16 protein-coding genes, 2 tRNA genes and 1 pseudogene are annotated in these 20,581 nt (G+C 65.8%); 12 read left to right on the top strand and 7 right to left on the bottom strand.

The window, feature by feature from the left end; translation table 11 throughout:
- Positions 1-27 precede the first annotated feature (27 nt).
- The 5 genes from EDC22_RS03455 (at position 28) to EDC22_RS03435 (ending at position 6,308) form a co-directional block, all read left to right on the top strand.
- Positions 28-2,337 carry an NADP-dependent malic enzyme gene (locus tag EDC22_RS03455; protein WP_132805223.1) on the top strand — a complete coding sequence of 770 codons (2,310 nt, stop codon included), beginning with the start codon at positions 28-30 and terminating at the stop codon, positions 2,335-2,337.
- Complete coding sequence (locus EDC22_RS18060; RefSeq protein ID WP_132805222.1) at positions 2,309-3,058, top strand: class I SAM-dependent methyltransferase; 750 nt, start codon at positions 2,309-2,311, stop codon at positions 3,056-3,058. The genes EDC22_RS03455 and EDC22_RS18060 overlap by 29 nt, the downstream gene beginning before the upstream one ends.
- A gap of 18 nt (positions 3,059-3,076) precedes the next feature.
- Positions 3,077-3,895: a glycosyltransferase family 2 protein gene (locus tag EDC22_RS03445; RefSeq protein WP_207903685.1), complete on the top strand. Its 819-nt coding sequence runs from the start codon at positions 3,077-3,079 to the stop codon at positions 3,893-3,895.
- A gap of 93 nt (positions 3,896-3,988) precedes the next feature.
- The gene (locus EDC22_RS03440) at positions 3,989-5,566 is read left to right on the top strand and encodes an EAL domain-containing protein (RefSeq protein ID WP_165926772.1); all 1,578 of its coding nucleotides are present in this window, start codon (positions 3,989-3,991) and stop codon (positions 5,564-5,566) included.
- 73 nt (positions 5,567-5,639) lie between these two features.
- Entirely contained in the window at positions 5,640-6,308 is a 669-nt protein-coding gene (locus EDC22_RS03435) for a ceramidase domain-containing protein (protein ID WP_132805220.1), read from the top strand.
- Positions 6,309-6,330: 22 nt separating this feature from the next.
- On the opposite strand, the gene EDC22_RS03430 is transcribed toward EDC22_RS03435, so the two are convergent.
- From EDC22_RS03430 to EDC22_RS03410, 5 genes are all read right to left on the bottom strand, one after another.
- Positions 6,331-7,770, bottom strand: a complete 1,440-nt coding sequence (locus tag EDC22_RS03430) for a cryptochrome/photolyase family protein (protein WP_132805219.1) — start codon at positions 7,768-7,770, stop codon at positions 6,331-6,333.
- Positions 7,771-7,843: 73 nt separating this feature from the next.
- The gene (locus EDC22_RS03425) at positions 7,844-8,230 is read right to left on the bottom strand and encodes a DUF302 domain-containing protein (protein WP_132805218.1); all 387 of its coding nucleotides are present in this window, start codon (positions 8,228-8,230) and stop codon (positions 7,844-7,846) included.
- Positions 8,231-8,263: 33 nt separating this feature from the next.
- Positions 8,264-11,482 (bottom strand): efflux RND transporter permease subunit, encoded by a 3,219-nt coding sequence (locus tag EDC22_RS03420; RefSeq protein ID WP_132805217.1) that lies wholly within the window; start codon positions 11,480-11,482, stop codon positions 8,264-8,266.
- Complete coding sequence (locus EDC22_RS03415; RefSeq protein ID WP_132805216.1) at positions 11,479-12,486, bottom strand: efflux RND transporter periplasmic adaptor subunit; 1,008 nt, start codon at positions 12,484-12,486, stop codon at positions 11,479-11,481. Before EDC22_RS03415 ends, EDC22_RS03420 begins: the two co-directional genes overlap by 4 nt.
- 43 nt (positions 12,487-12,529) lie before the next feature.
- Positions 12,530-12,733 carry a YgaP family membrane protein gene (locus EDC22_RS03410; RefSeq protein WP_132805215.1) on the bottom strand — a complete coding sequence of 68 codons (204 nt, stop codon included), beginning with the start codon at positions 12,731-12,733 and terminating at the stop codon, positions 12,530-12,532.
- A gap of 161 nt (positions 12,734-12,894) precedes the next feature.
- On the opposite strand from EDC22_RS03410, the gene EDC22_RS03405 reads away from it, so the two are divergent.
- Positions 12,895-13,221, top strand: coding sequence for an ArsR/SmtB family transcription factor (locus tag EDC22_RS03405; RefSeq protein ID WP_245499612.1), 327 nt, complete (start codon positions 12,895-12,897; stop codon positions 13,219-13,221).
- Between the two features lie 68 nt (positions 13,222-13,289).
- Positions 13,290-13,523, top strand: a complete 234-nt coding sequence (locus EDC22_RS03400; RefSeq protein WP_132805214.1) for a hypothetical protein — start codon at positions 13,290-13,292, stop codon at positions 13,521-13,523.
- A 74-nt stretch (positions 13,524-13,597) separates the two neighbouring features.
- Here EDC22_RS03400 and EDC22_RS03395 read toward each other — a convergent pair.
- Positions 13,598-13,672 (bottom strand) — tRNA-Asn (locus tag EDC22_RS03395).
- A 247-nt stretch (positions 13,673-13,919) separates the two neighbouring features.
- Here EDC22_RS03395 and EDC22_RS18285 point away from each other — a divergent pair.
- Complete coding sequence (locus EDC22_RS18285; RefSeq protein ID WP_425385505.1) at positions 13,920-14,102, top strand: hypothetical protein; 183 nt, start codon at positions 13,920-13,922, stop codon at positions 14,100-14,102.
- Positions 14,103-14,123: 21 nt separating this feature from the next.
- Here the strand turns inward: EDC22_RS18285 and EDC22_RS03385 are convergent.
- Positions 14,124-14,197, bottom strand: a tRNA-Cys gene (locus EDC22_RS03385).
- A 186-nt stretch (positions 14,198-14,383) separates the two neighbouring features.
- Here EDC22_RS03385 and EDC22_RS03380 point away from each other — a divergent pair.
- The 4 genes and pseudogenes from EDC22_RS03380 (at position 14,384) to EDC22_RS03365 (ending at position 20,516) form a co-directional block, all read left to right on the top strand.
- The gene (locus tag EDC22_RS03380; RefSeq protein ID WP_132805213.1) at positions 14,384-15,052 is read left to right on the top strand and encodes a protein-L-isoaspartate O-methyltransferase family protein; all 669 of its coding nucleotides are present in this window, start codon (positions 14,384-14,386) and stop codon (positions 15,050-15,052) included.
- 20 nt (positions 15,053-15,072) lie between these two features.
- On the top strand, positions 15,073-16,656 hold the full coding sequence (locus tag EDC22_RS03375) for a TolC family outer membrane protein (protein WP_245499611.1): 1,584 nt from the start codon (positions 15,073-15,075) through the stop codon (positions 16,654-16,656).
- An 821-nt stretch (positions 16,657-17,477) separates the two neighbouring features.
- Positions 17,478-17,690, top strand: a pseudogene (locus EDC22_RS18280) (PopZ family protein); the annotation flags it as partial.
- A gap of 105 nt (positions 17,691-17,795) precedes the next feature.
- Entirely contained in the window at positions 17,796-20,516 is a 2,721-nt protein-coding gene (locus EDC22_RS03365; protein WP_132805211.1) for a valine--tRNA ligase, read from the top strand.
- Positions 20,517-20,581 lie beyond the last annotated feature (65 nt).

The raw sequence follows: 20,581 nt of genomic DNA, 5'->3' as shown, positions 1-20,581 counted from the left end.
ACAGGCGGTAACAGCGGGGAGGTCGGCGTGGCCAAGCTATCCGACGAACTGAGGGCAGGGGCGCTCGCCTATCACCGGTCGGGAAGACCCGGGAAGCTGGAGATTCGGGCAACCAAACCGCTCGGCAACCAGCGCGACTTGGCGCTCGCCTACTCGCCGGGCGTCGCGGCGGCTTGCGAAGCGATCGTCGAGGATCCGGCCGAGGCGGCCAACCTGACGGCGCGGGCCAACCTCGTCGCCGTCATCTCGAACGGTAGTGCCGTGCTCGGACTCGGCAACATCGGTCCTCTTGCCGGCAAGCCGGTGATGGAGGGCAAGGCCGTTCTGTTCAAGAAGTTCGCCGGGATCGACGTATTCGACATCGAGATCGATGCACCGGACGTCGACCGCATGGTCGAGGTGGTGGCCGCGCTGGAGCCGACCTTCGGCGGCATCAATCTCGAGGACATCAAGGCGCCGGAGTGCTTCGAGGTCGAGACGCGCCTTCGCGAGCGGATGAAGATCCCGGTCTTCCACGACGATCAGCACGGCACCGCGATCATCGTCGGGGCGGCCGTGTCCAACGCGCTGAAGCTCACCGGAAAGTCGGCCGGGGACATCAAGGTCGTCGCCTCCGGCGCGGGCGCTGCGGCGCTCGCCTGCCTGAACCTGCTGGTCAAGCTCGGCGTCCGACGGGAGAATATCTGGGTCACCGATATCGCCGGGGTGGTCTACGAAGGTCGCCAGGAGGAAATGGACCCCTGGAAGGCCCGCTTCGCGCAGGCGACCGAGGCGCGGACGCTTGCCGAGGTGATCGCCGGCGCGGACGTGTTTCTCGGCCTGTCGGTCGGTGGCGTGCTGAAGCCGGAAATGGTGAAGATGATGGCCGATCGGCCGCTCATCCTGGCGCTTGCCAATCCGTTTCCGGAGATCATGCCCGAGGCCGTCTTCGAGGTCCGGCCGGACGCGATGATGTGCACCGGCCGGTCCGACTATCCGAACCAGGTCAACAATGTCCTGTGCTTCCCCTACATCTTCCGCGGCGCGCTCGACGTCGGAGCCACGGCGATCAACGAGGCGATGGAGCTCGCTGCCGTGGAGGCGATCGCGGGTCTTGCCTTCGAGCCGCCGTCGGAGGTGGCTGCCAAGGCCTATGGCGGCGAGACCCGGCTGTTCGGGGCCGACTATCTGATCCCGAATCCGTTCGACCCCCGGCTGATCCTCAGGATCGCGCCGGCGGTTGCGCGCGCCGCCATGGCGTCGGGCGTGGCGACCCGTCCGATCGAGGATTTCGATGCCTATCAGGAGCGGCTGAACCGCTTCGTGTTCCGGTCCGGCTTCATCATGAAACCGATCTTCGCGCGGGCGAAGACGGATCCGAAGAGAGTCATCTACGCGGAGGGGGAGGACGAGCGGATCCTGCGCGCCGCCCAGGCGGTGATTGAGGAGGGGATCGCTCAGCCGATACTGATCGGCCGTCCGCAGGTGGTGCAGGCACGGCTCGAGCGGTATGGCCTGTCGATCCGTCCGGGCCGGGACTTCGAACTGGTCAATCCGGACGACGATCCACGCTATCGTGACTATGTCGACACACTGATCGAGCTTGCCGGGCGCAAGGGCATCACGGCCGATCTTGCCCGCACCGTGGTGCGCACGAATGCCACCGTCATCGCCGCGCTGGCCGTGCACCGCGGCGAGGCGGATGCAATGATCTGCGGGGTGGAAGGCCGTTACGACCGGCACCTGCGATGGGTGCGCGACATCATCGGCAAGGCCCCGGGAGTGGAGGAGTTCTCCGCGCTGAGCCTGTTGATCCTACCGCACGGCGCCTATTTCCTCGCCGATACCTACGTGACGCCTGAGCCGAGTGCCAACGAGATCGCCGAAATGGTTCGGCTGGCGGCGACGCACGTGCGCCGCTTCGGCATGGAACCCAAGTTCGCGTTGCTGTCGCACTCGAATTTCGGCAGCGCCGACACCGAGAGCGCCCGCAAGATGCGGCGCGCCGTCGAGATCCTGATGCAGAGCGATCCGCACCTCGAGGTCGAGGGCGAGATGCATGGTGATGCCGCGCTCGACGAGGCGCTGCGCCGGCGGGTCTATCCGCGCGCGCGGCTCGAGGGGCAGGCCAATGTCTTCATCATGCCCAATCTCGACGCGGCGAACATCGCCTACGAGCTCTTGAAGGCGCTGGCTGATGCGTTGCCGGTCGGGCCGATCTTGATCGGCCCGGCCAAACCGGCGCATATCCTGACGCCTTCGGTGACGGCTCGCGGTGTCATCAACATGTCTGCTGTCGCAGTGGCCGAGGCCCAGCAGGCCGCGGGGCATGCAGATTCACAACGACGCGGAGAATGAGCGCGTGAAGCTCAGGGTCGCCAAGCAATATGCCAAGGCCTGGCTGAAGGACTGGCGACAGTTCGGCCATCGCCAGCTTGCGCGCGAATGCCCGATCTGCGGGTTCCGGGGGCTGTTCGTTGCCGCAGGCAATCCGCCGCGGTGGAACGCCCGCTGTCCCGCCTGCGACAGCCGTGAGCGGCACCGACTGGCTTATCTCTACTATGTTCGCGCCGGGATCGGACCTGGACGGGGGCTGAAGATCCTGCACTTTGCGCCCGAGGCCTTCTTCAAGGCGCTGATGGCCGGCGATCCCGGCTATGTGACAACCGATCCGATCATGCCGGGGGTCGACCGGCGCGAGGACATGACGGCGCTGAGCTTTGCCGATGCCTCGTTCGACATCGCCATCGCCCATCACGTCCTCGAACACATTGCCGACGACCGGCTGGCCATATCGGAACTGTTCCGCGTGCTGAAGCCGGGCGGCCGGGCGATCCTGTCGGTACCGCAGAACTGGTCGCGCATGGAAACCTGGGAGGATGACGGACTCTCCGCGGAGGCGGAGCGGGTCGCCGCCTTCGGCGCCCGCGACCACCGGCGCTTCTACGGTCGGGATTTCGAGAAGCGGCTGGCGGCGGCGGGATTCGAGACAGAGGTGTTCCGCATGCCGCCGGCCGACGAGGTGCGCTACGGGTTGTTGCGCGACGAGGCGATCCATGTCGCCCGCCGGCCGGTCTGACGGTTTGCCGAGCCGGTCATGACGGTCCGCCTGACGAGCCCGGTCCCGGTCTCCTGCTTCATCATCGCCAAGAACGAGGCCGACCGGATCGGCCCCGTCATCGAGAGCGTCGTCGGCTGGGTCGACGAGGTCGTGGTGATCGACTCGGGCTCGACCGACGGCACGATCGACATCGCCCGCGGGCTCGGCGCCCGCGTCGTGCACAATGACTGGCCGGGATACGGGCCACAGAAGCGCTTCGGCGAGGATCAGTGTCGCAACGACTGGGTACTGAATCTCGATGCCGACGAGGTTCCGACCGACGAGCTGTGCCGAGAGATGATCGCCCTGTTCGATCATGGGCGGCCGCCGGCGCCGTTCTACCGGTTCCGCATCAAGCTCGTCTATCCCGGAGACACGCGTCCGCGCCTGTGGGCGGATTACCACAATTACATCCGGCTCTATGACCGCCGCGCAGGTCGCTTTTCCGACAGTCCGGTTCACGATACCGTCCAGACCTCCGGCGGGCGCACGGTGCAACTGCGCGGCGTGGCGTACCACTTCTCCTATCGTTCGTTCAGCTATCTGGTGGAGAAGCTGAACTCCTACGGCGACCTGCAAGCGAAAACGATCCGCAAGCAGGCTCCGACGCTGCTGGCGCTTCGCCTGCCGTTCGAGTTTCCGGTGGCATTCACCAAGTACTACCTGCTGCGCCGGCATTTCACCGGCGGACGGAAAGGTTTCACCTTCGCGATGATCAACGCGTTCTTCCGCTTCCTGCGGGTGGTGAAGCTGCTCGAGGCGGCAGGTTCGCCGCCCCGGTCGCCGACGAATTCTTCCGACAGTCCGGCCTCTTAAGCCGAGCTTAACCCGCGGCGACCTATTATGGATCGATATCGCTTCCGGGAGCGATCGGGGTCCGTGCGCGCGCGAAGCATCAAGTTTGCAGCCTTGATCGCGTGCGCCGTCATCGCCGGCGTGCCGCCGCTGGGCTTTGTCGGCTTCCTCGAGACCAACGCCACCCAGCGGATCGAGGAAGACCTCGCCGGCTATGCGGATCGGGTTATCGAGCACCTCGAGCTGACGCTCGACGAGGCCGTCCTGGTGCTGACTCAACTGGCGGAGGCCGGGGTCGTGCGCTGCGATCCCGCGTCGATGGAGGCGATGCGCAGGGCGATCTTCGACTCATATCTGCTGCGCGAGATCGCAGTGGTCGATGCTGCGGGAACACGCCTGTGCAGCGACACGATCTACCACACCGAGCGATGGACGCTGTCGCGAGACTATGCGGTCAACGCCGCCATCGATGTGGCGGTGGTCGTCGACGAGGCGACATTCCAGCGCTCGCTCGCCTTGCGCTACCGGGTCGGCGAGGATCGGATGGTCGTCGCCTATTTCGCGCCCAACAGTCTCGGACTGGACATCCTGCCAGAGCAGTGGCGGAACAACGGGCTGGCGCGCCTGGCGCTGACGGACGGAACGGAATTCCCGACGGTGCCGCGCCAATCCGCCTTCTATGGCAAGCCGCCCGAGGACATCGAAGACGCACTGGTTGCCACCGCAGTCTCGAACCGTTACCCGATCAACGCCGTGGTGCGGGTCGCCCGCGCAACGGTCATGCAGGATTTCCAGAGCATCAAGGCATATGCGCTGGTGGCGATGAGCGTGTTCGCCGCGGTGGTTCTCGGCATCGCCGTCTACATCGCACGCCGCGGGCCGACGACCAGCGACGACATCGCCGCGGGCATGCGCAAGGGGGAGTTCATTCCCTACTATCAGCCTGTGATCAACATCAGCAACGGTCGTCTCGAGGGCTGCGAGGTACTGGTCCGACGGCGCCGGCGCGACGGCTCGATAGAGGTTCCGGCCGCGTTCATCGCGCAGGCGGAAATCGATGGACAGATCGTGCCGATGACCCGGCAGCTCATGCACAGTGTCATCAACGATGTTGGCGAACTCTATGCCCGGCGGCCGCAGCTTACCGTCGCCTTCAATCTCTGCGCGCAGCATTTCCGTGACGACGAGATCGTCCGTGATGTGGATGAGATCTTTTCGGGGTCGCCGATACGGCCGAGCCAGCTCGTCTTCGAGGTCACCGAGCGCTTCCCGCTTGCCGATTTCACCAAGGCCAAGACGATCATCGCCCGGCTCCAGGCTCTCGGCGCCAAGGTCGCGCTCGACGACGCCGGGACGGGCCACAGCGGACTTGCCGCGCTGCATCGGCTCGGCATGGATATCGTGAAGATCGACAAGCTCTTCATCGATCCGATCGACGCATCGACCACGCAGGCGCCGATCGTCGACAGCCTCGTCGCCCTTGCCAAGAGCTTCGGCATGGCGATGGTTGCGGAAGGCGTTGAGACCCTCGATCAGGTCAATTACCTCAGGGCCAAGGGGGTAGACCAGGCGCAGGGATACCTGTTCGCCCCGCCCTTGCCGGCGGCCTCCTTCGCCGCACTCGTTGCCGCGATGATCCCGCTGCGAGATGCGCCGCAATCGGCGAGCGAACCGGAGCGGGCGGCGGGCTGACGACAGCCTCCTCTGTACCGCCCGGACATCGGCACTAAGTTCCCGCAGGCCGAGGTGATGGTGGAGCCGAGCGATGGACAGGAGCTGGACGGCAGCGATCGATGCCTATTGCGAACGTACCGATGCAAGCTTCTGGTCGGAGCCGGTCAATGCGGTCACCAATGCGGCATTCCTGATCGCTGCCGCACTTGCCTTCCATGCCTGGCGCAGACAGTCGCGGTCGGACCGGCCGGCCCTGACCCTGATCCTCGTGCTCACGGCGATCGGACTAGGATCCTTCCTGTTCCATACCTTTGCCAACCGCTGGTCGATGCTGGCGGACGTGATCCCGATCACGATCTTCATCTACGTCTACTTCTTCTTCGCCATGCGCCGGTTCTTCGGGCTGAACCCGCTGTTCGCGCTCGTGCTGACCATCGGCTTCTTCGCGGTATCGGCGGCGATCGGAGCCATGCTGCCGCCGGGTTTCCTTAACGGGTCCGGCGGCTATCTGCCGGCGCTCGGCGCGATCCTGGTGGTCGGCGCGATCCTCATCCCCCGAGATCGCGAGTCGGCCCGCAGGCTGATCGCTGCCGGGAGTGTCTTTGCCGTCTCGCTGGGCGCGCGCAGCATCGACATGGCGGCTTGCGGGTCATTCCCGCTCGGTACGCACTTTCTCTGGCATGTCCTCAACGCGGTGGTGCTGTACATCCTGATCATCGCTCTGATGCGGCGGTTCGGCGAGAACGCGGCGGCAGGCTGATGCCGGTCCGGCATTCGCACGCTCAGCCAAGCGCCTCGAACGCACCCAGCGCACGCCGACGTGCGGCGTTGTGATCGACGATCGGGACGGGATAGGTCTCACCCAGGCGGACACCGGCGCGGGCCAGTTCCGGCTGCGGAGCTTCCCAGGGGCGATGAATCCAGCGTGGGGATAGATCCGCCAGTTCCGGCACCCATTCGCGCACGTAATGTCCGTCGGGGTCGAACTTCTCGCCCTGCAGCACCGGGTTGAACACCCTGAAATAGGGCGCGGCATCGGCGCCGCTGCCGGCAACCCACTGCCATCCAGCCGGATTGTTGGCCGGATCGGCATCGACCAGGGTATCCCAGAACCAGTCCTCGCCCCGCCGCCAGTCGATCAGCAGGTCCTTGCACAGAAACGAGGCTGCGATCATCCGGACCCGATTGTGCATCCATCCGGTGCGCCAGAGCTGCCGCATGCCCGCGTCGACGATCGGGTAGCCGGTCTGCCCGCGAGCCCAGAGCCGGAAGGCTGCATCGTCGGTGCGCCAGGGGAAGCGGTCGAATTTCGGATTGAAGCTGCGCTTCTCCAAGTCTCCGAAATGATACGACAGATGCCATGAAAACTCGCGCCAGCCGAGCTCGGAGAGGAATTTTTCGAGGCCGGCCGAATCGTGCCGCAGTCCGGCCGCATGCCAGATCTGCAGCGGGCTGATCTCGCCGAACCGCAGGTGCGGGGACAACCGTGAGGTCGCAGCCCGCGCCGGGCGGTCCCGGTCGCGGGCATAGGTGGCAAGGCGTTCGTCCACAAACGCCGCCACCCGCGCTTGTGCAGCGGTTTCGCCGGGCGTCCAGACTGACGCGATCTCCTTTGCCCAGTCTGGCCGTGTCGGGAGCAGCGCCCAGTCGGCGAGGCTATTCGATCGGGGGGCGCAGGTTCGGCGAGAGACAGGGCGGGGCGCCGGCAGCGGCGTTCGAGCGATGCCCCTGGCGCGCGCCGCCTTCCAGAACGGCGTGAAGACCCGGAAAGGTTGCCCGGCGCCAGTCAGCACGGTCCACGGCTCGAACAGAAGGTTGGCCTGGAAACTCGAGACATCGCAGCCCGCCTTCCGCAATGCCGCCATCACGGCCTTGTCGACGGCGATCTCGGCCGGCCGATAGCGGCGGTTCCAGAAGACGGCGGCTGCTCCAGACCGGTCGGCGACATCCAGCATTTCGTCCAGCGCGCTGCCCTGGCGGAGCACCAGGGGGATGCCGATTCCGTCGAGGTCCGCGGCGAGGCTTCGCAGCGAATGGTGCAGCCACCATCGGGCCGCTCCGCCCAGCGGACGAGATCCGGGGCTCGTCTGATCAAGCACATAGAGGGCGATCACGGCCCGGCCGCTGCGGGCGGCCGCGTCGAGCGCCGGATTGTCGGAAAGCCGCAGATCGTCGCGAAACCAGACCAGCGCGGGGCCGTCGTTCGACGGTCGATCGGACATGTTCGCTCCGTGGGCAGATGGCTGCGGACCGGCCGATGGTACGACCCGGCTGCCCGATCGGATCGCCCAGCGGCTACAGCGTGTCCACGACCTTCTTCAGCATGGCCTGCACCCTGGTGGCAGGTTCGCGCAACGCCGGATTCGCAACCGCCTGCATCGAGGCGACCGGATCGATGGCGGCGACCTCCACCTGTCCACCGCCGATGTCCTGCACGATGACGTTGCAGGGCAGCATCGTGCCGATCTTGTCCTCGATCTTGAGCGCCTCGTGCGCGATGGTCGGGTTGCAGGCGCCGAGAATCCGGTAGTTGCGGAAATCGGCGCCGATCTTCTTCTTCAGGGTCGCGGTGACGTCGATTTCGGTGATGATTCCGAAGCCGGCCTTCTGCAGCGCTTCGGTCGTCCGGGCGATCGCCTCGTCGAAACCGCAGCTGAGCTGTCTGGCAAAGTAGTAGGTCATCGTAAACTCCTCAATCGAAAGAAGACTTGTGGTCTAGACCGTTGCTGCCCGACGCGGGTAGCCGCGCTTGAGTGCGACATAAATTGACGGGATCACCAGCACGGTGAGGGCGGTCGAAGAGGCGAGCCCGAACAGCAGCGAGATCGCCAGCCCCTGGAAGATCGGGTCGGCCAGGATCACCGCCGCTCCGATCATCGCGGCAATCGCGGTGAGCAGGATCGGCTTGAAGCGGATGGCGCCTGCCTCCAGCAGCACCTCCTGCAGGGTTGCCGCACCTGGCGGGGCGTGGCGGATGAAATCGACCAGCAGGATCGAGTTGCGCACGATGATGCCTGCGAGCGCGATGAACCCGATCATCGAGGTTGCGGTGAACGGCGCAGCGAACAGCCAGTGGCCGAACACGATGCCGATGAAGGTCAGCGGGATCGGTGTCAGAATGACCAGTGGCAGCTTGAAGGAATGGAACTGGGCGACGACCAGCACGTATATGCCGAGGATGGCGATCATGAACGCTGCGCCCATGTCGCGGAACGTGACCCAGGTGACTTCCCATTCGCCATCCCAGAGCAGCGTGGTCCGTGATTCGTCGGCTGGCTGGCCGTGGAGGGCAATCTCCGGCCGCGGCAGATCTCCCCAGTCGATCGCCGCAAGGGCGTCGGAGACCGCGAGCATCCCGTAGATCGGTGCCTCGTAGTCGCCGGCGAGTTCGGCCATTACCATCTCCGCGGGACGGCCGTTACGGCGGAAGATCGGGTGGGATGACAACTCGCGCGACACCGTGACGACATCGCCAAGCTCGATGATGTCGCGTTCGCCGGGCAGCGCGTTGGCCGGGACAGGGGTTGCCAGCGCGCGGGCATCCACCACCTGCGCTCCTTTCGACAGCGCCAGTCGGATCGGGATCGGGGGTCGGCCGCCACCGCGATGGGAATAGCCGACCGTCGCGCCGGCGTAGAGATACCGGATCGCGTCATACACGTCCGCCTGCTCCACGCGGTGATACTCGAGATTGTCCTGATCCACCGCTATCCGCACCCGCTCGGTGGGCTGGCCGAATGAATCGTCGACATCGACGATGAAGGGCACCGCTTCGAAAGCTTCGCGCACCTTCGTTGCGACCGCTCTGCGGGTCTGCGGATCGGGCCCGTAGATCTCGGCCAGCAGGGTGGCGAGCACGGGCGGTCCGGGCGGCGGCTCGACGACCTTGACGGCGGTTCCGGGTGGCAGCTCCAGCGCACGTATGCGCTCGCGAAGATCAAGGGCGATGTCATGGCTTGCGCGGTCGCGATGGCTCTTCTCGACGAGATTGACCTGGATGTCGCCCATTTCCGGTGCGGCGCGCAGGTAGTAGTGACGGACCAGTCCATTGAAGTTGAAGGGCGCCGCGGTGCCGGCATAGGTCTGGAACGAGACGATTTCGGGCACGTCCGCCAGGCCGGCCACGATGGTCTGAAGCGTCCGGTCGGTGGCTTCCACGGAGGAGCCTTCCGGCAGGTCGACGACGACCTGCAGGTCGGGCTTGTTGTCAAAGGGCAGCAGCTTGACGGTGACGTCCCGGGTGTAGAACAGCGACAGCGAGCCGATCGTCGCGATCCCGACGAGGATCAGGAACAGCCAAGCCCGCCAGCGCGTAGCGATGATCGGTCGCGCCACCGCGACATAAACCCGGCCGAGCGCCCCGTGGCCGCCATGGCTGTCAGCTCCGTGCACCGCGCCCGGCCCGCGGCCGTCGACCTTCATCATCAGCCACGGCGTGAGGATGACGGCGACGAAGAACGAGAACAGCATCGCGGCCGAGGCGTTCGCCGGGATCGGGCTCATATACGGCCCCATCATCCCCGAGACGAACAGCATCGGCAGAAGCGCGGCGATGACGGTCAGGGTGGCCACGATGGTCGGATTGCCAACCTCGGCAACCGCTTCGATGGCGGCCTGGGCGCGCGGCCTGCCGTCATGCATCGCCCAGTGACGGGCGATGTTCTCGATGACGACGATGGCATCGTCGACGAGAATGCCGATCGAGAAGATCAGAGCGAACAGGCTGACACGGTTGAGGGTGTAGCCCATGATCCAGGACGCGAACAGTGTCAGCAGGATCGTGGTCGGGATCACCACCGCCACAACGATCGCCTCGCGCCAGCCGATCGAGACCATCACCAGCAGCACGATGGAAACGGTCGCAAGGCCGAGATGGAACAGCAGCTCGTTCGCCTTCTCGTTGGCGGTCTCGCCGTAGTTCCGGGTCACCGTCATCTCGATGTCGGCGGGAAAGATCTCTCCCCGGATCTGGTGCAGCCGCTCGATGATCTCCTCGGAGATCATCACCGCGTTCGTTCCCGGCTTCTTGGCGATGGCGAGCGAAACCGCGGGCGTACGCTCCAGCCCGGAGGCGGTGCGACGGATGTCGCTGACGCGACTTTCGCGAGTATCTGTGGCCAGGACCACGTCGGCGACGTCACGGACATATACGGGACGGCCGTCACGGGCGGTCAGCAGCAGGTTGCCGATGTCCGGGAGCGTCTGGAGGGTCTGTCCCGCGATCAGCGCGCGCTGCTGGCCGGCATCACGCACCTGGCCGATCCGGAACGCCCGGTTCGCTCCCTCGATCTTGCCGGCCAATTGCTGCAGCGTGATGCCGTAGAGCGACAGGCGCTCGGGGTCGGGTTCGACGCGGATCTCCTCCGGTTGCTCGCCGACGATGTAGGTCAGGCCCACGGCGGGCAGCTTGGCGATCTCGATCTGCAGCTCGCGGGCAAGCCGCGTCAGTCCGTTCGCCGTCCAGCGCTCGGCAGAAGACGGCGCAGGTGTCAGGGTGACAACGACGATCGCCACATCGTCGATGCCCCGTCCGACGATCAGAGGTTCGGGCACGCCGACCGGAATGCGGTCCATGTTGGCGCGCACCTTCTCGTGCACGCGCAGAATCGCGGCGTCCGAGCTGGTGCCGACCAGGAACCGCGCCGTCACCACCGCACCGTCATCGACGGTCTGCGAATAGACGTGCTCGACACCGTCGATGCTCTTGACGATGGTTTCCAGGGGCTCGGTGACGAGCTTGACCGCGTCCTCGGCCCTGAGGCCGTTGGCCTGGACATGGATGTCGACCATCGGCACCGAGATCTGCGGCTCTTCCTCGCGCGGCAGGGTGACCAGCGCGATCAGGCCCACCGTGAAGGAGGCGACGAGGAACAGCGGCGTCAGCGGCGAGGTGATGAACGCCCGCGTCAGGTTCCCGGCGATTCCGAGCTTCATGGCAGGATGATCCGGTCGCCCGCCTCGAGACCGGTGAGGATCTCGACCATCGGCCCGTCCTCACCCTCGAAACGCTCGCCGAGGATGACCGCGACTTCGGCGATGCCCTTCTCGGCGCGCAGCGCAACGTAGTCGACACCGTGCCGGGTGACGACGGCGGCTGCCGGAACGGCCAGCACCCTGCGCCTGCCGATCGGAATCGAGACCAGCGTACGCTCGCCGACGAAGTAGTCGCCGATATCGGCGACGTCGACGTCGGCAATGACACGGCCGTCCGCGATCTCGGGATAGACCTTGACGATCCTGCCAGGCGTGGCCGCTGCGAGGCGCCCGGACTGGTTGGCCGCAAGACCTCGCCGGCCTATCATAACCTCGTCGCCCTCCACGATCGCGGCTGCGTGGCGCTCCGGCAGCGACAGGCGCAGGAAATAGCGGCCGGTGGCGATGCGCGCTATCGGCTCGCCGGGCAGCACCACCGAACCCTGCGTCACCGGCACGGACAGCACCCGGCCGGTAGCCGGGGCTAGGACATCGCCCTCGCGACTGCGCTGTTCGATCACCGAGCGGTCGGCGATGGCCGCGGCGATCTGGTTGGTGATGACGTCGAAGGTCGTCTGAGCCTGGTCGACGCGACTCTGTGTCGTCACGCCGCGTCCGAGCAGCTGCTGGGCCCGCTCGAGCTCCGTACTGGCATTGTCGAGCTGGGATTCGAGCGCGCGGATGCGGGCCTCGGCGGCGCTCAGCTCCAGGGCGATCTTGTCGTCGACAACACGCGCGATGACCTCGCCATCTCTGACCTCGCGCCCTTCGTCGACCAGGATTTCGGTGACGGTGCCGCCAATGCGGGCGCGGGCGGGAACCACGGTGCGACTCTCGATCTGCCCGAACACGGCCTTGAGCTCGGGGATGGTGATCTCCTTCACCTCAAAATCGGCAGCCGTCGCCGGCCCGGCGACGAGCGCGAGGGCAAGCAGACCGACCGCCCGCGATTGGAGGCCCTGCATGGCGCAACACATTGCCCTGTATCGTCCGGACGCGTCGTCGCGGTCAGTTGAAGGCGGTGCCCGGCTTGACGCCGAGCTTGCGGAAGACGATCGCTGCCGGGCAGAACCCGGTCAGCGAGGCCTGGATCATGTTGAGACCGGCGAACGCCGTCAGCAGATACCAGTACGGCGACACGTAGAAGCCGAGCGCGAGCGACACGAGCACCACGAAGCCCGCGAACATCAGAACGGCACGATCGAGCGACATGAAACGAACTCCCTGTCTGGGGTGTGCGTCCGGGCCGGACCTACCGGTCGGCAGCTCGGAGACTCCGCCCCTCTTGCTTGCATGTAACATTCAGAAATATTAAATTCAAGAATATGAATGTAAAGGATTTGATCCCGGCGGCGAAACAGGCAGCCGACCTGATGCGCAGCCTGTCGCACCCGCAGCGCCTGCTGGTGCTATGCGCGCTGAGTCACCAGGAGAAATCGGTTGCCGAACTCCGGCAGGAGCTCGGAATCGAGCAGGTGCGCATGTCGCAGCAACTGATGCGGCTGCGATCCGACGGTCTGGTGGAGGCGCGCCGGGACGGCACCACCGTCTACTACCGGATTGCCAGACCCGAAGTGCTGGTCGTCGTCGATGCGCTGCACGACGCCTTCTGCAAACCCGATGCAACCTGTGGTCCGGACGCGGTCGCGACTGTCCGGCAAATGATCAGGATGGGCTCGGATCGAAACGTCGAACTTTGATCCAGATCAATCCGCCGTTTGATGAGGTACGCCAGATTGCCGCGCGTCGAAATCGGACCCGTACGACAATGCGAAAAGGCGTCGCCCGGGATGGGGCTCCCGACCTGGTTGCAGCGTGTGAGGCTGCGCGCGCAGAGGGTCTGGCGTTTCCGGCGGTTTGGACGCATCTGCTGCAGTTCCACCCTCTCGTCGCCGGCATCCCGACCCACAGGATCGACGAGGACGGGCGGGCCATCACCGAGGTTGCCCTGATCAACGGTCGACGGATCGTTCTGAACGGCAGTGGCTACGTTCTGGAATAGGCTGTGGCAAGGCGCGGCGCAGCCGATTCGAGGCGATCGGACCGCGCGACATTGAGCAGGCGTTCAGGAATGGGTGGCTCCCCGGGCCGGATTCGAACCAGCGACCAATCGGTTAACAGCCGATTGCTCTACCACTGAGCTACCGGGGATCAGGTGCCTGGCACCGACGCGGACGCCTATACCAAACCTTCGCCGGGATGCAAAGCGCTTGTCGCGGAACCTTCGTTGCGACCAGGATCGTCTCCATATAGGTGCCAGTCCTCGATGGTGCCCGAGGAGGGGCGATTGGAAGCTGAACATCCCCAAGCCGGTCCGGAACGGATTGGCGAGCGGCCGCGAACGATCTCGGTTGCCGGACGGCAGTTTCCCGTGCCGCGCTCGAGATGGCTGCGTTTGATGCTGGGCGTGCTGCTGGTGATCGGCGGACTGTTCGGCTTCCTGCCGATACTCGGCTTCTGGATGGCGCCGTTGGGATTGCTGCTGCTGTCGGTCGATCTGCCGCCGGTGCGGCGAATGCGCCGCAGGACCGACGTCTGGGTCGGCCGCAAGTCGACGCGGCTGCGTCAACGCCGCCGCTGATCTGCGCGAATCGATCAAGCTTGGAGGCCACGCCCGGAATCGAACCGGGGTACACGGATTTGCAGTCCGCTGCGTCACCACTCCGCCACGTGGCCGACCGGGAGCGATACATATTGGGGGGCTTGCGCTTAAGCAAGTGCGAAACGTCAGCCTGCAGCCTTGCCGGTCGTGGACGACGGCGGCTGGCTGCGCCTGATCAGGCTATGCTATAGCGTGCGCGCCGGGCCAATGCGTGGGCGCCGGAGCGTGCGGCCGTGACGGTCGAGGCGGGAGAGACAGGCATGAGCGATTTCGAACTGGCGCGGCGCAACATGGTCGAATCGCAGGTTCGAACCAACAATGTGACTGACCGGCGACTGATCGCGGCGATGCTGGAGATCCCCCGGGAGCGCTTCGTCGCGCCGACCATTCGGGAGCTCGCCTATATCGACGAGGACGTGCCGTTCGCCGAGAGCGGGCCCGGTCGCCATCGTTGGCTGATGGAACCGATGCCGTTCGCCCGGCTTGTGCAGCTGGCGGGCGTCCGGCCCGAGGACCTGGTGCTCGATGTCGGCTGCGGCACCGGTTACTCGACGGCGGTCCTCGCCCGCCTCGGCGAGTCGGCCGTCGGCCTCGAATGCGAGGCGGAACTCGCGGCCCGGGCCGATCAACTGCTGATCGAGCTTGGCATCGGCAATGCCGCCGTCTTGACCGGGGAACTGTCCGCGGGATGCCCGCGGCAGGCCCCCTTCGACGTGATCGTGCTAGAGGGCGCGGTCGAGGTCGTGCCGGAGGCGCTGTTGCGGCAGCTCCGCGACGGGGGGCGGCTGGTTGCGCCTGTGATGCACGGACCGATCGGCAAGGCGACGCTGTTCACCAAGAGCGGCGGTGAAATCTCGTCACGCGTCGACTTCGACATCAACGTTCAGCCGCTGCCGGGATTTCGCAAGGCAGTCGAGTTCGTGTTCTGAGTGCTGGTCGACAGTCGCCGTTGCGCCGTCGCGGCGCTGCCGCCGACCGGGACTGTACTCGCAGCCGGTGTGGCGAATATACCCCACCGGCGTGGCAAATTCCCATCCGCCGGCGGGCGCTCTCTTCTCCAGACAGCGCGAGCCGCTATAGTTCCTGCAACCGTCCGGCAAAGGACGGACGTGACAGGGTTCAGCGTCGCCGGGTTGTGATGGCCAAAGTCGATTCGAGTCCGGCTCTGACGGTCGGCGCGGGAAGACATCTGCTCGCGGCGGCCCTCTTGGCTGCAGGCATGATCGCCGGGCAGGGCGCGCAAGCCGAGACATTGATGTCCGCGCTGTCCTCCGCCTATGTCAGCAATCCGACGTTGAACGCTGCGCGGGCGAATCTGCGCGCGGTTGACGAACTCGTGCCGCAGGCGTTGTCGGGCTGGCGTCCCCAGGTCTTCGGAGAAGGGGCCGTCCGCCAGAGCCACACCTCGACGACCCCGGGGGGCAGTCTCGACCTTACGACGTCGACGATCGGCGTGACGGTCACCCAGCCGCTGTTCCGCGGTTTCCGGACGGTCAATTCGACCAAGCAGGCCGAGGCGACGGTTCGAGCCAACCGGGCCTCTCTGAGCAATACCGAGCAGAACGTCCTGTTCGACAGCGTACAGGTCTACATGGCGGTCCTGACCAACCAGGCGATCGTCGAACTGCAGCGCCAGAACATCGAGGTATTGACCGAGCAGCTTCGCGCGACGCGTGACCGTTTTCAGGTCGGCGAAGTCACCAACACCGACGTCGCCCAAGCGGAGGCGGCGCTGTCCGGCGCCTACACGCAGCTCAACCTGGCGGAAGCTGACCTGCTGACGAGCAAGGCGCAGTACCGGCAGATCATCGGTCGTGATCCGGTCAACCTGACACCCGCGGTGCCGGCGCGCTCCCTGCCGTCCAGTCTCGACGAGGCTGTCCGGCTCAGCCAGGCGAATCACCCCGCCATCATCGCGGCGGTCTATGCCGAAGAGGCGTCCGCCTATCAGGTGAAAGTCGTGGAAGGGACGCTGCTGCCGACCCTGACCCTTCAGGGCAGTGTCGACTACACGAACAACCCGTCTGCCTCCGTCGACAGCTCGGCCTCGGCCAGCATCATGGCCCAGTTGACCATCCCGATCTATCAGGGAGGCATCGAGTATTCGCAGGTCCGCGAAGCCAAGGAGCTGCGGACTGAGCGGACGATGCAGATCGATGCGACGCGCGCCAATGTCCGCCAGGCGGTTGCCTCGGCATGGGGTTCGCTCGAGGCGGCAACTGCATCGATCGCGTCGGCGCAGGCGCAGGTGAAGGCTGCCCAGATTGCGCTCAACGGTGTGCGGGAAGAAGCCAATGTCGGTCAGCGGACCACGCTCGACGTTCTCAACGCGGAGCAGACGCTGCTCGATGCGCGGGTGTCGCTGGTGCAGGCCGAGAGCGCGCGGGTCGTCGCATCATATGCGCTGTTGTCGGCCGTCGGGCAGCTCAGTGCGGAACGCCTTGCCCTGGCGGTGGACTACTACCAGCCCGAACGCCACTATCAGCAGGTTCGCGACAAGTGGTTCGGCCTGCGCACGCCGAGCGGCCAGTAGCGGAACTGAGGATCCGCGCGGCAGCGCGGGGCAGGGGCAGCGCATTGCACCGTCGCGGCCCGCTGCAATTCATGGCTGTGGGTTTGGTTCGGGCAGGGTTGCGAACCTCGGGTGCCGTGCCATAGTCGCCTGAGATGCGAACGCCGAACGATTCGGCGAAGCACCCCGGTTGCTCGCGGCGGAGATGGGGGATCATGAGCAAGCCGAACCCGGCACCCGAACCGACGATGGAGGAGATCCTCGCGTCGATCCGCAGGATCATCTCCGATGGCGACGAGATGGCGGCCTCGGCGCCACCACCGCCGCCGCCTCCTCCTGCGGCTCAGCGTAGTGCGCCGCCGTCTGCCACTCAGCGCAGTGCGGCGCCGATGCCCGTGCGGCCTGCAGTGGTGCCGGAACCGGTGGCAGGGAGTGCCGCCGATACCGCGGCGGATGATGCCGACATCTTCGACCTGACCGACGCGATGGTGGCCAAGCCCGAGACGGTCGCACCGGACTTCGATTTCGATTCGGTGGATGCCGGTCCGGAGGAGGACGTCGCTCCGGTGGTCGAGGAGCGCCAGGCCCGCCCGGAGCCGGCAACCCGACTGGTCGAGCCCGAAGTCGTGCAGTTCCGAACCGACGAGGAACCGATGCGTACCGTACCGGGGGGGCGGTCGATCCAGGCCGAGCGACCCATCGAGGCCTCTACGCCACCCCGGCCGGCTGCGGCCCCGACGCCAGCTGCCGCGCCGCGCGAGATGGATAATCGGGACACATTCTCACCGGCGCAATCGCAGGCCGCTGACCGGCCGGCCGAGCCGGTGGCCGAATCGTCTTCCCCACTGATGTCGCCGCAGACGGACAGTGCCGTTGCAGCGGCCTTCGGAAGGCTGGCCAACACGATTCTCTCGCGTGATCCGAAGACCCTGGAGGATCTGGTCAAGGAGATGCTTCGGCCGATGCTGAAGGAGTGGCTGGACGACAACCTGCCGGTTCTCGTCGAACGGCTGGTCCGCGAGGAAATCGAGCGAGTGTCGCGCGGCCGGCGCTGAAGCCCGGTCGCCCTCCGGTTTCATCTCCACCTCGGTTGACTCGTCGCGACGCCTCGGCTTTGTTCCCACGCCGACCGGCGGCTCCAGCGCGCGACGAGAAAATCGATGCTCGACAAGACCTTCCTGCCTGCAGAGGTGGAATCACGGATCTACGAGGCGTGGGAGTCTGCCGGCGTGTTCCGCGCCGGGCGGCCAGAACGTCTCGCCGCGAAGCCCTACACGATCGTCATTCCGCCGCCGAATGTCACTGGCAGCCTGCACATGGGCCATGCCCTGAACAACACGCTGCAGGACGTGCTGGTCCGTTTCGAGCGGATGCGCGGCCGCGACGTGCTTTGGCAGCCGGGAACGGATCATGCCGGCATTGCCACGCAGATGGTCGTCGAGCGTCAGCTCGAGTCGAGCGGTACCACGCGGCAGGCTCTCGGCCGCGAGGAGTTCGTGCGGCGCGTCTGGTCCTGGAAGGCCGAGTCGGGCGGCATGATCCTGAGCCAGCTCCGCCGGCTCGGTGCCTCATGCGACTGGTCGCGCGAACGTTTCACCATGGACGAGGGCCTGTCGAGGGCCGTCGTCAAGGTGTTCGTCGACCTGTACCGGGCGGGTCTGATCTACAAGGACAAGCGGCTCGTCAACTGGGATCCGAAACTGCTGACCGCGATCTCCGACCTCGAGGTGCAGCCGACCGAGACGAAGGGCCATCTGTGGCATATGCGATACCCGGTCAAGGACGCGCCGGGGCGGACGATCACGGTGGCGACCACCCGCCCGGAGACGATGCTGGGCGATACGGCCGTTGCCGTTCATCCCGATGACGCGCGCTACGCCGATCTTGTCGGCAAGACCGTCGTCCTGCCGATCGTCGGCCGCGAAATACCGATCATCGCGGACGAGTACGCCGACCCCGCGCAAGGGTCGGGAGCCGTGAAGATCACGCCGGCCCACGACTTCAACGACTTCGAGGTCGGCCGGCGCCACGGACTGCCGATGATCAACGTGCTCGATGCGCACGGCAGGATCAACGACGAGGCCCCCGCCGCCTATCGAGGCCTCGACAGGTTCGAGGCCCGCAGGAAGGTGGTTGCCGAATTCGAGGCACTGGGGCTTCTGGAGAAGATCGAAGACCACGTTCACACGGTGCCATACGGCGACCGGTCCGGCGTCGTCATCGAGCCGTGGCTCACCGATCAGTGGTATGTCGACGCCGCGACCCTGGCGAAACCTGCGATCGAGGCGGTGGAGCGGGGTGAAACGGTGTTCGTTCCCCGCAACTGGGAAAAGACCTACTTCGAGTGGATGCGCAACATCCAGCCCTGGTGCATCTCGCGCCAGCTCTGGTGGGGGCATCAGATCCCCGCCTGGTACGGGCCGGATGGTCACGTCTTCGTCGCCGAGACCGAAGAAGAGGCCTCTGCCGCGGCACTGGCGCACTACGTGCTGAACGAGGTCATCAGCGAAGAGGAGGCCGCCGCGCTGGCCGAGGATCCGGAGCGCCGCGCCGCCTTCCTGCGGCGTGACCCCGACGTGCTCGACACCTGGTTCTCCTCGGCGCTGTGGCCGTTCTCAACGCTCGGCTGGCCTGACGAGACGCCCGAACTGCGCCGCTACTACAAGACCGACGTGCTGGTCACCGGGTTCGACATCATCTTCTTCTGGGTGGCGCGCATGATGATGATGGGGCTGCACTTCATGAAGGAGGTGCCGTTCCACACCGTCTACATCCATGCCTTGGTCCGCGACGAGAAGGGCCAGAAGATGTCGAAGTCGAAAGGCAACGTCATCGATCCCATCGATCTTGTCGAGAAGTATGGTGCGGATGCGCTGCGCTTCACGCTATCGGCGATGGCAGCCCAGGGCCGCGACATCAAGCTGTCGGAATCCCGTGTCGAGGGCTACCGGAACTTCGCGACAAAGCTTTGGAATGCCGCGCGCTTCTGCGAGATGAACGGCTGTGTTCCGGTTGCCGGATTCGATCCGGCCAGGGTGTCGGGAACGATCGATCGCTGGATCGTCGGGGAGGTCGAGACCACCGCCCGCGCGGTCACCGAAGCGATTGAGGCCTACAAGTTCAACGAGGCGGCGGGCGCCGCCTACCGTTTCGTCTGGAATGTGTTCTGCGACTGGTATCTGGAACTCATCAAGCCTGTACTGTCCGGCGAGGATGGCGCTGCGAAGGTGGAGACGCGGGCGACGGCGGCCTGGGTTCTCGACCAGGGCCTCAAGCTCCTGCATCCGTTCATGCCATTCGTGACCGAGGAACTGTGGCAGCGGATCGGCGATGGGATCGGCGGGCGAAATACTGTCCTTGCCCTCTCGCCATGGCCGGAACTGCAGGGACTCATCGACGCGACAGCCAAGGCGGACGTCGAATGGCTGATCGACGCGGTGAGCGCCGTTCGCTCGGTGCGATCCGAGATGAACGTTCCGACAGCCGCGCGGTTGCCTCTATTCGTGATCTCATCCTCCGCTGAAATAGAAGGCAGGATAGATCGTTACAGGGAGTTTATGAAGCGACTTGCGAGGCTCTCGAGTGTCGCCATGGCGACCAGCGCGCCGGCCGGTTCGGTGCAGATCGTGGTCGGCGAGGCGACGGCGGCACTGCCTCTGGCAGACGTCATCGACCTTGATGCCGAGCGGGCCCGGTTGCAGCGGGAAGTGCAAAAGCTCGTCGACGAGATTGGCAAGATCGACGCAAAGCTCGGCAATGCCAGCTTCGTCGCGCGCGCGCCCGAGCATGTGGTCGAGGAGCAGCGCGAGCGGCGCCAGGAAGCCGAGGCGGCACGCGTCCGCCTGTCGCAGGCGCTCGAGCGGTTGTCGGGCGCCGCCTGATCGAGGTGCCTCGCATTCGCCGCAATGAGGCGGGAATGGCAACCTTGCGCGGTTGGTCGCGCAGA

The sequence above is a fragment of the Tepidamorphus gemmatus genome (assembly GCF_004346195.1).
In the GTDB taxonomy this organism is placed as follows: Bacteria; Pseudomonadota; Alphaproteobacteria; order Rhizobiales; family Tepidamorphaceae; genus Tepidamorphus; species Tepidamorphus gemmatus.
The sequence above is the reverse complement of the archived record's forward strand: the minus strand, read 5'-3'. Positions and strand labels throughout refer to the sequence as shown.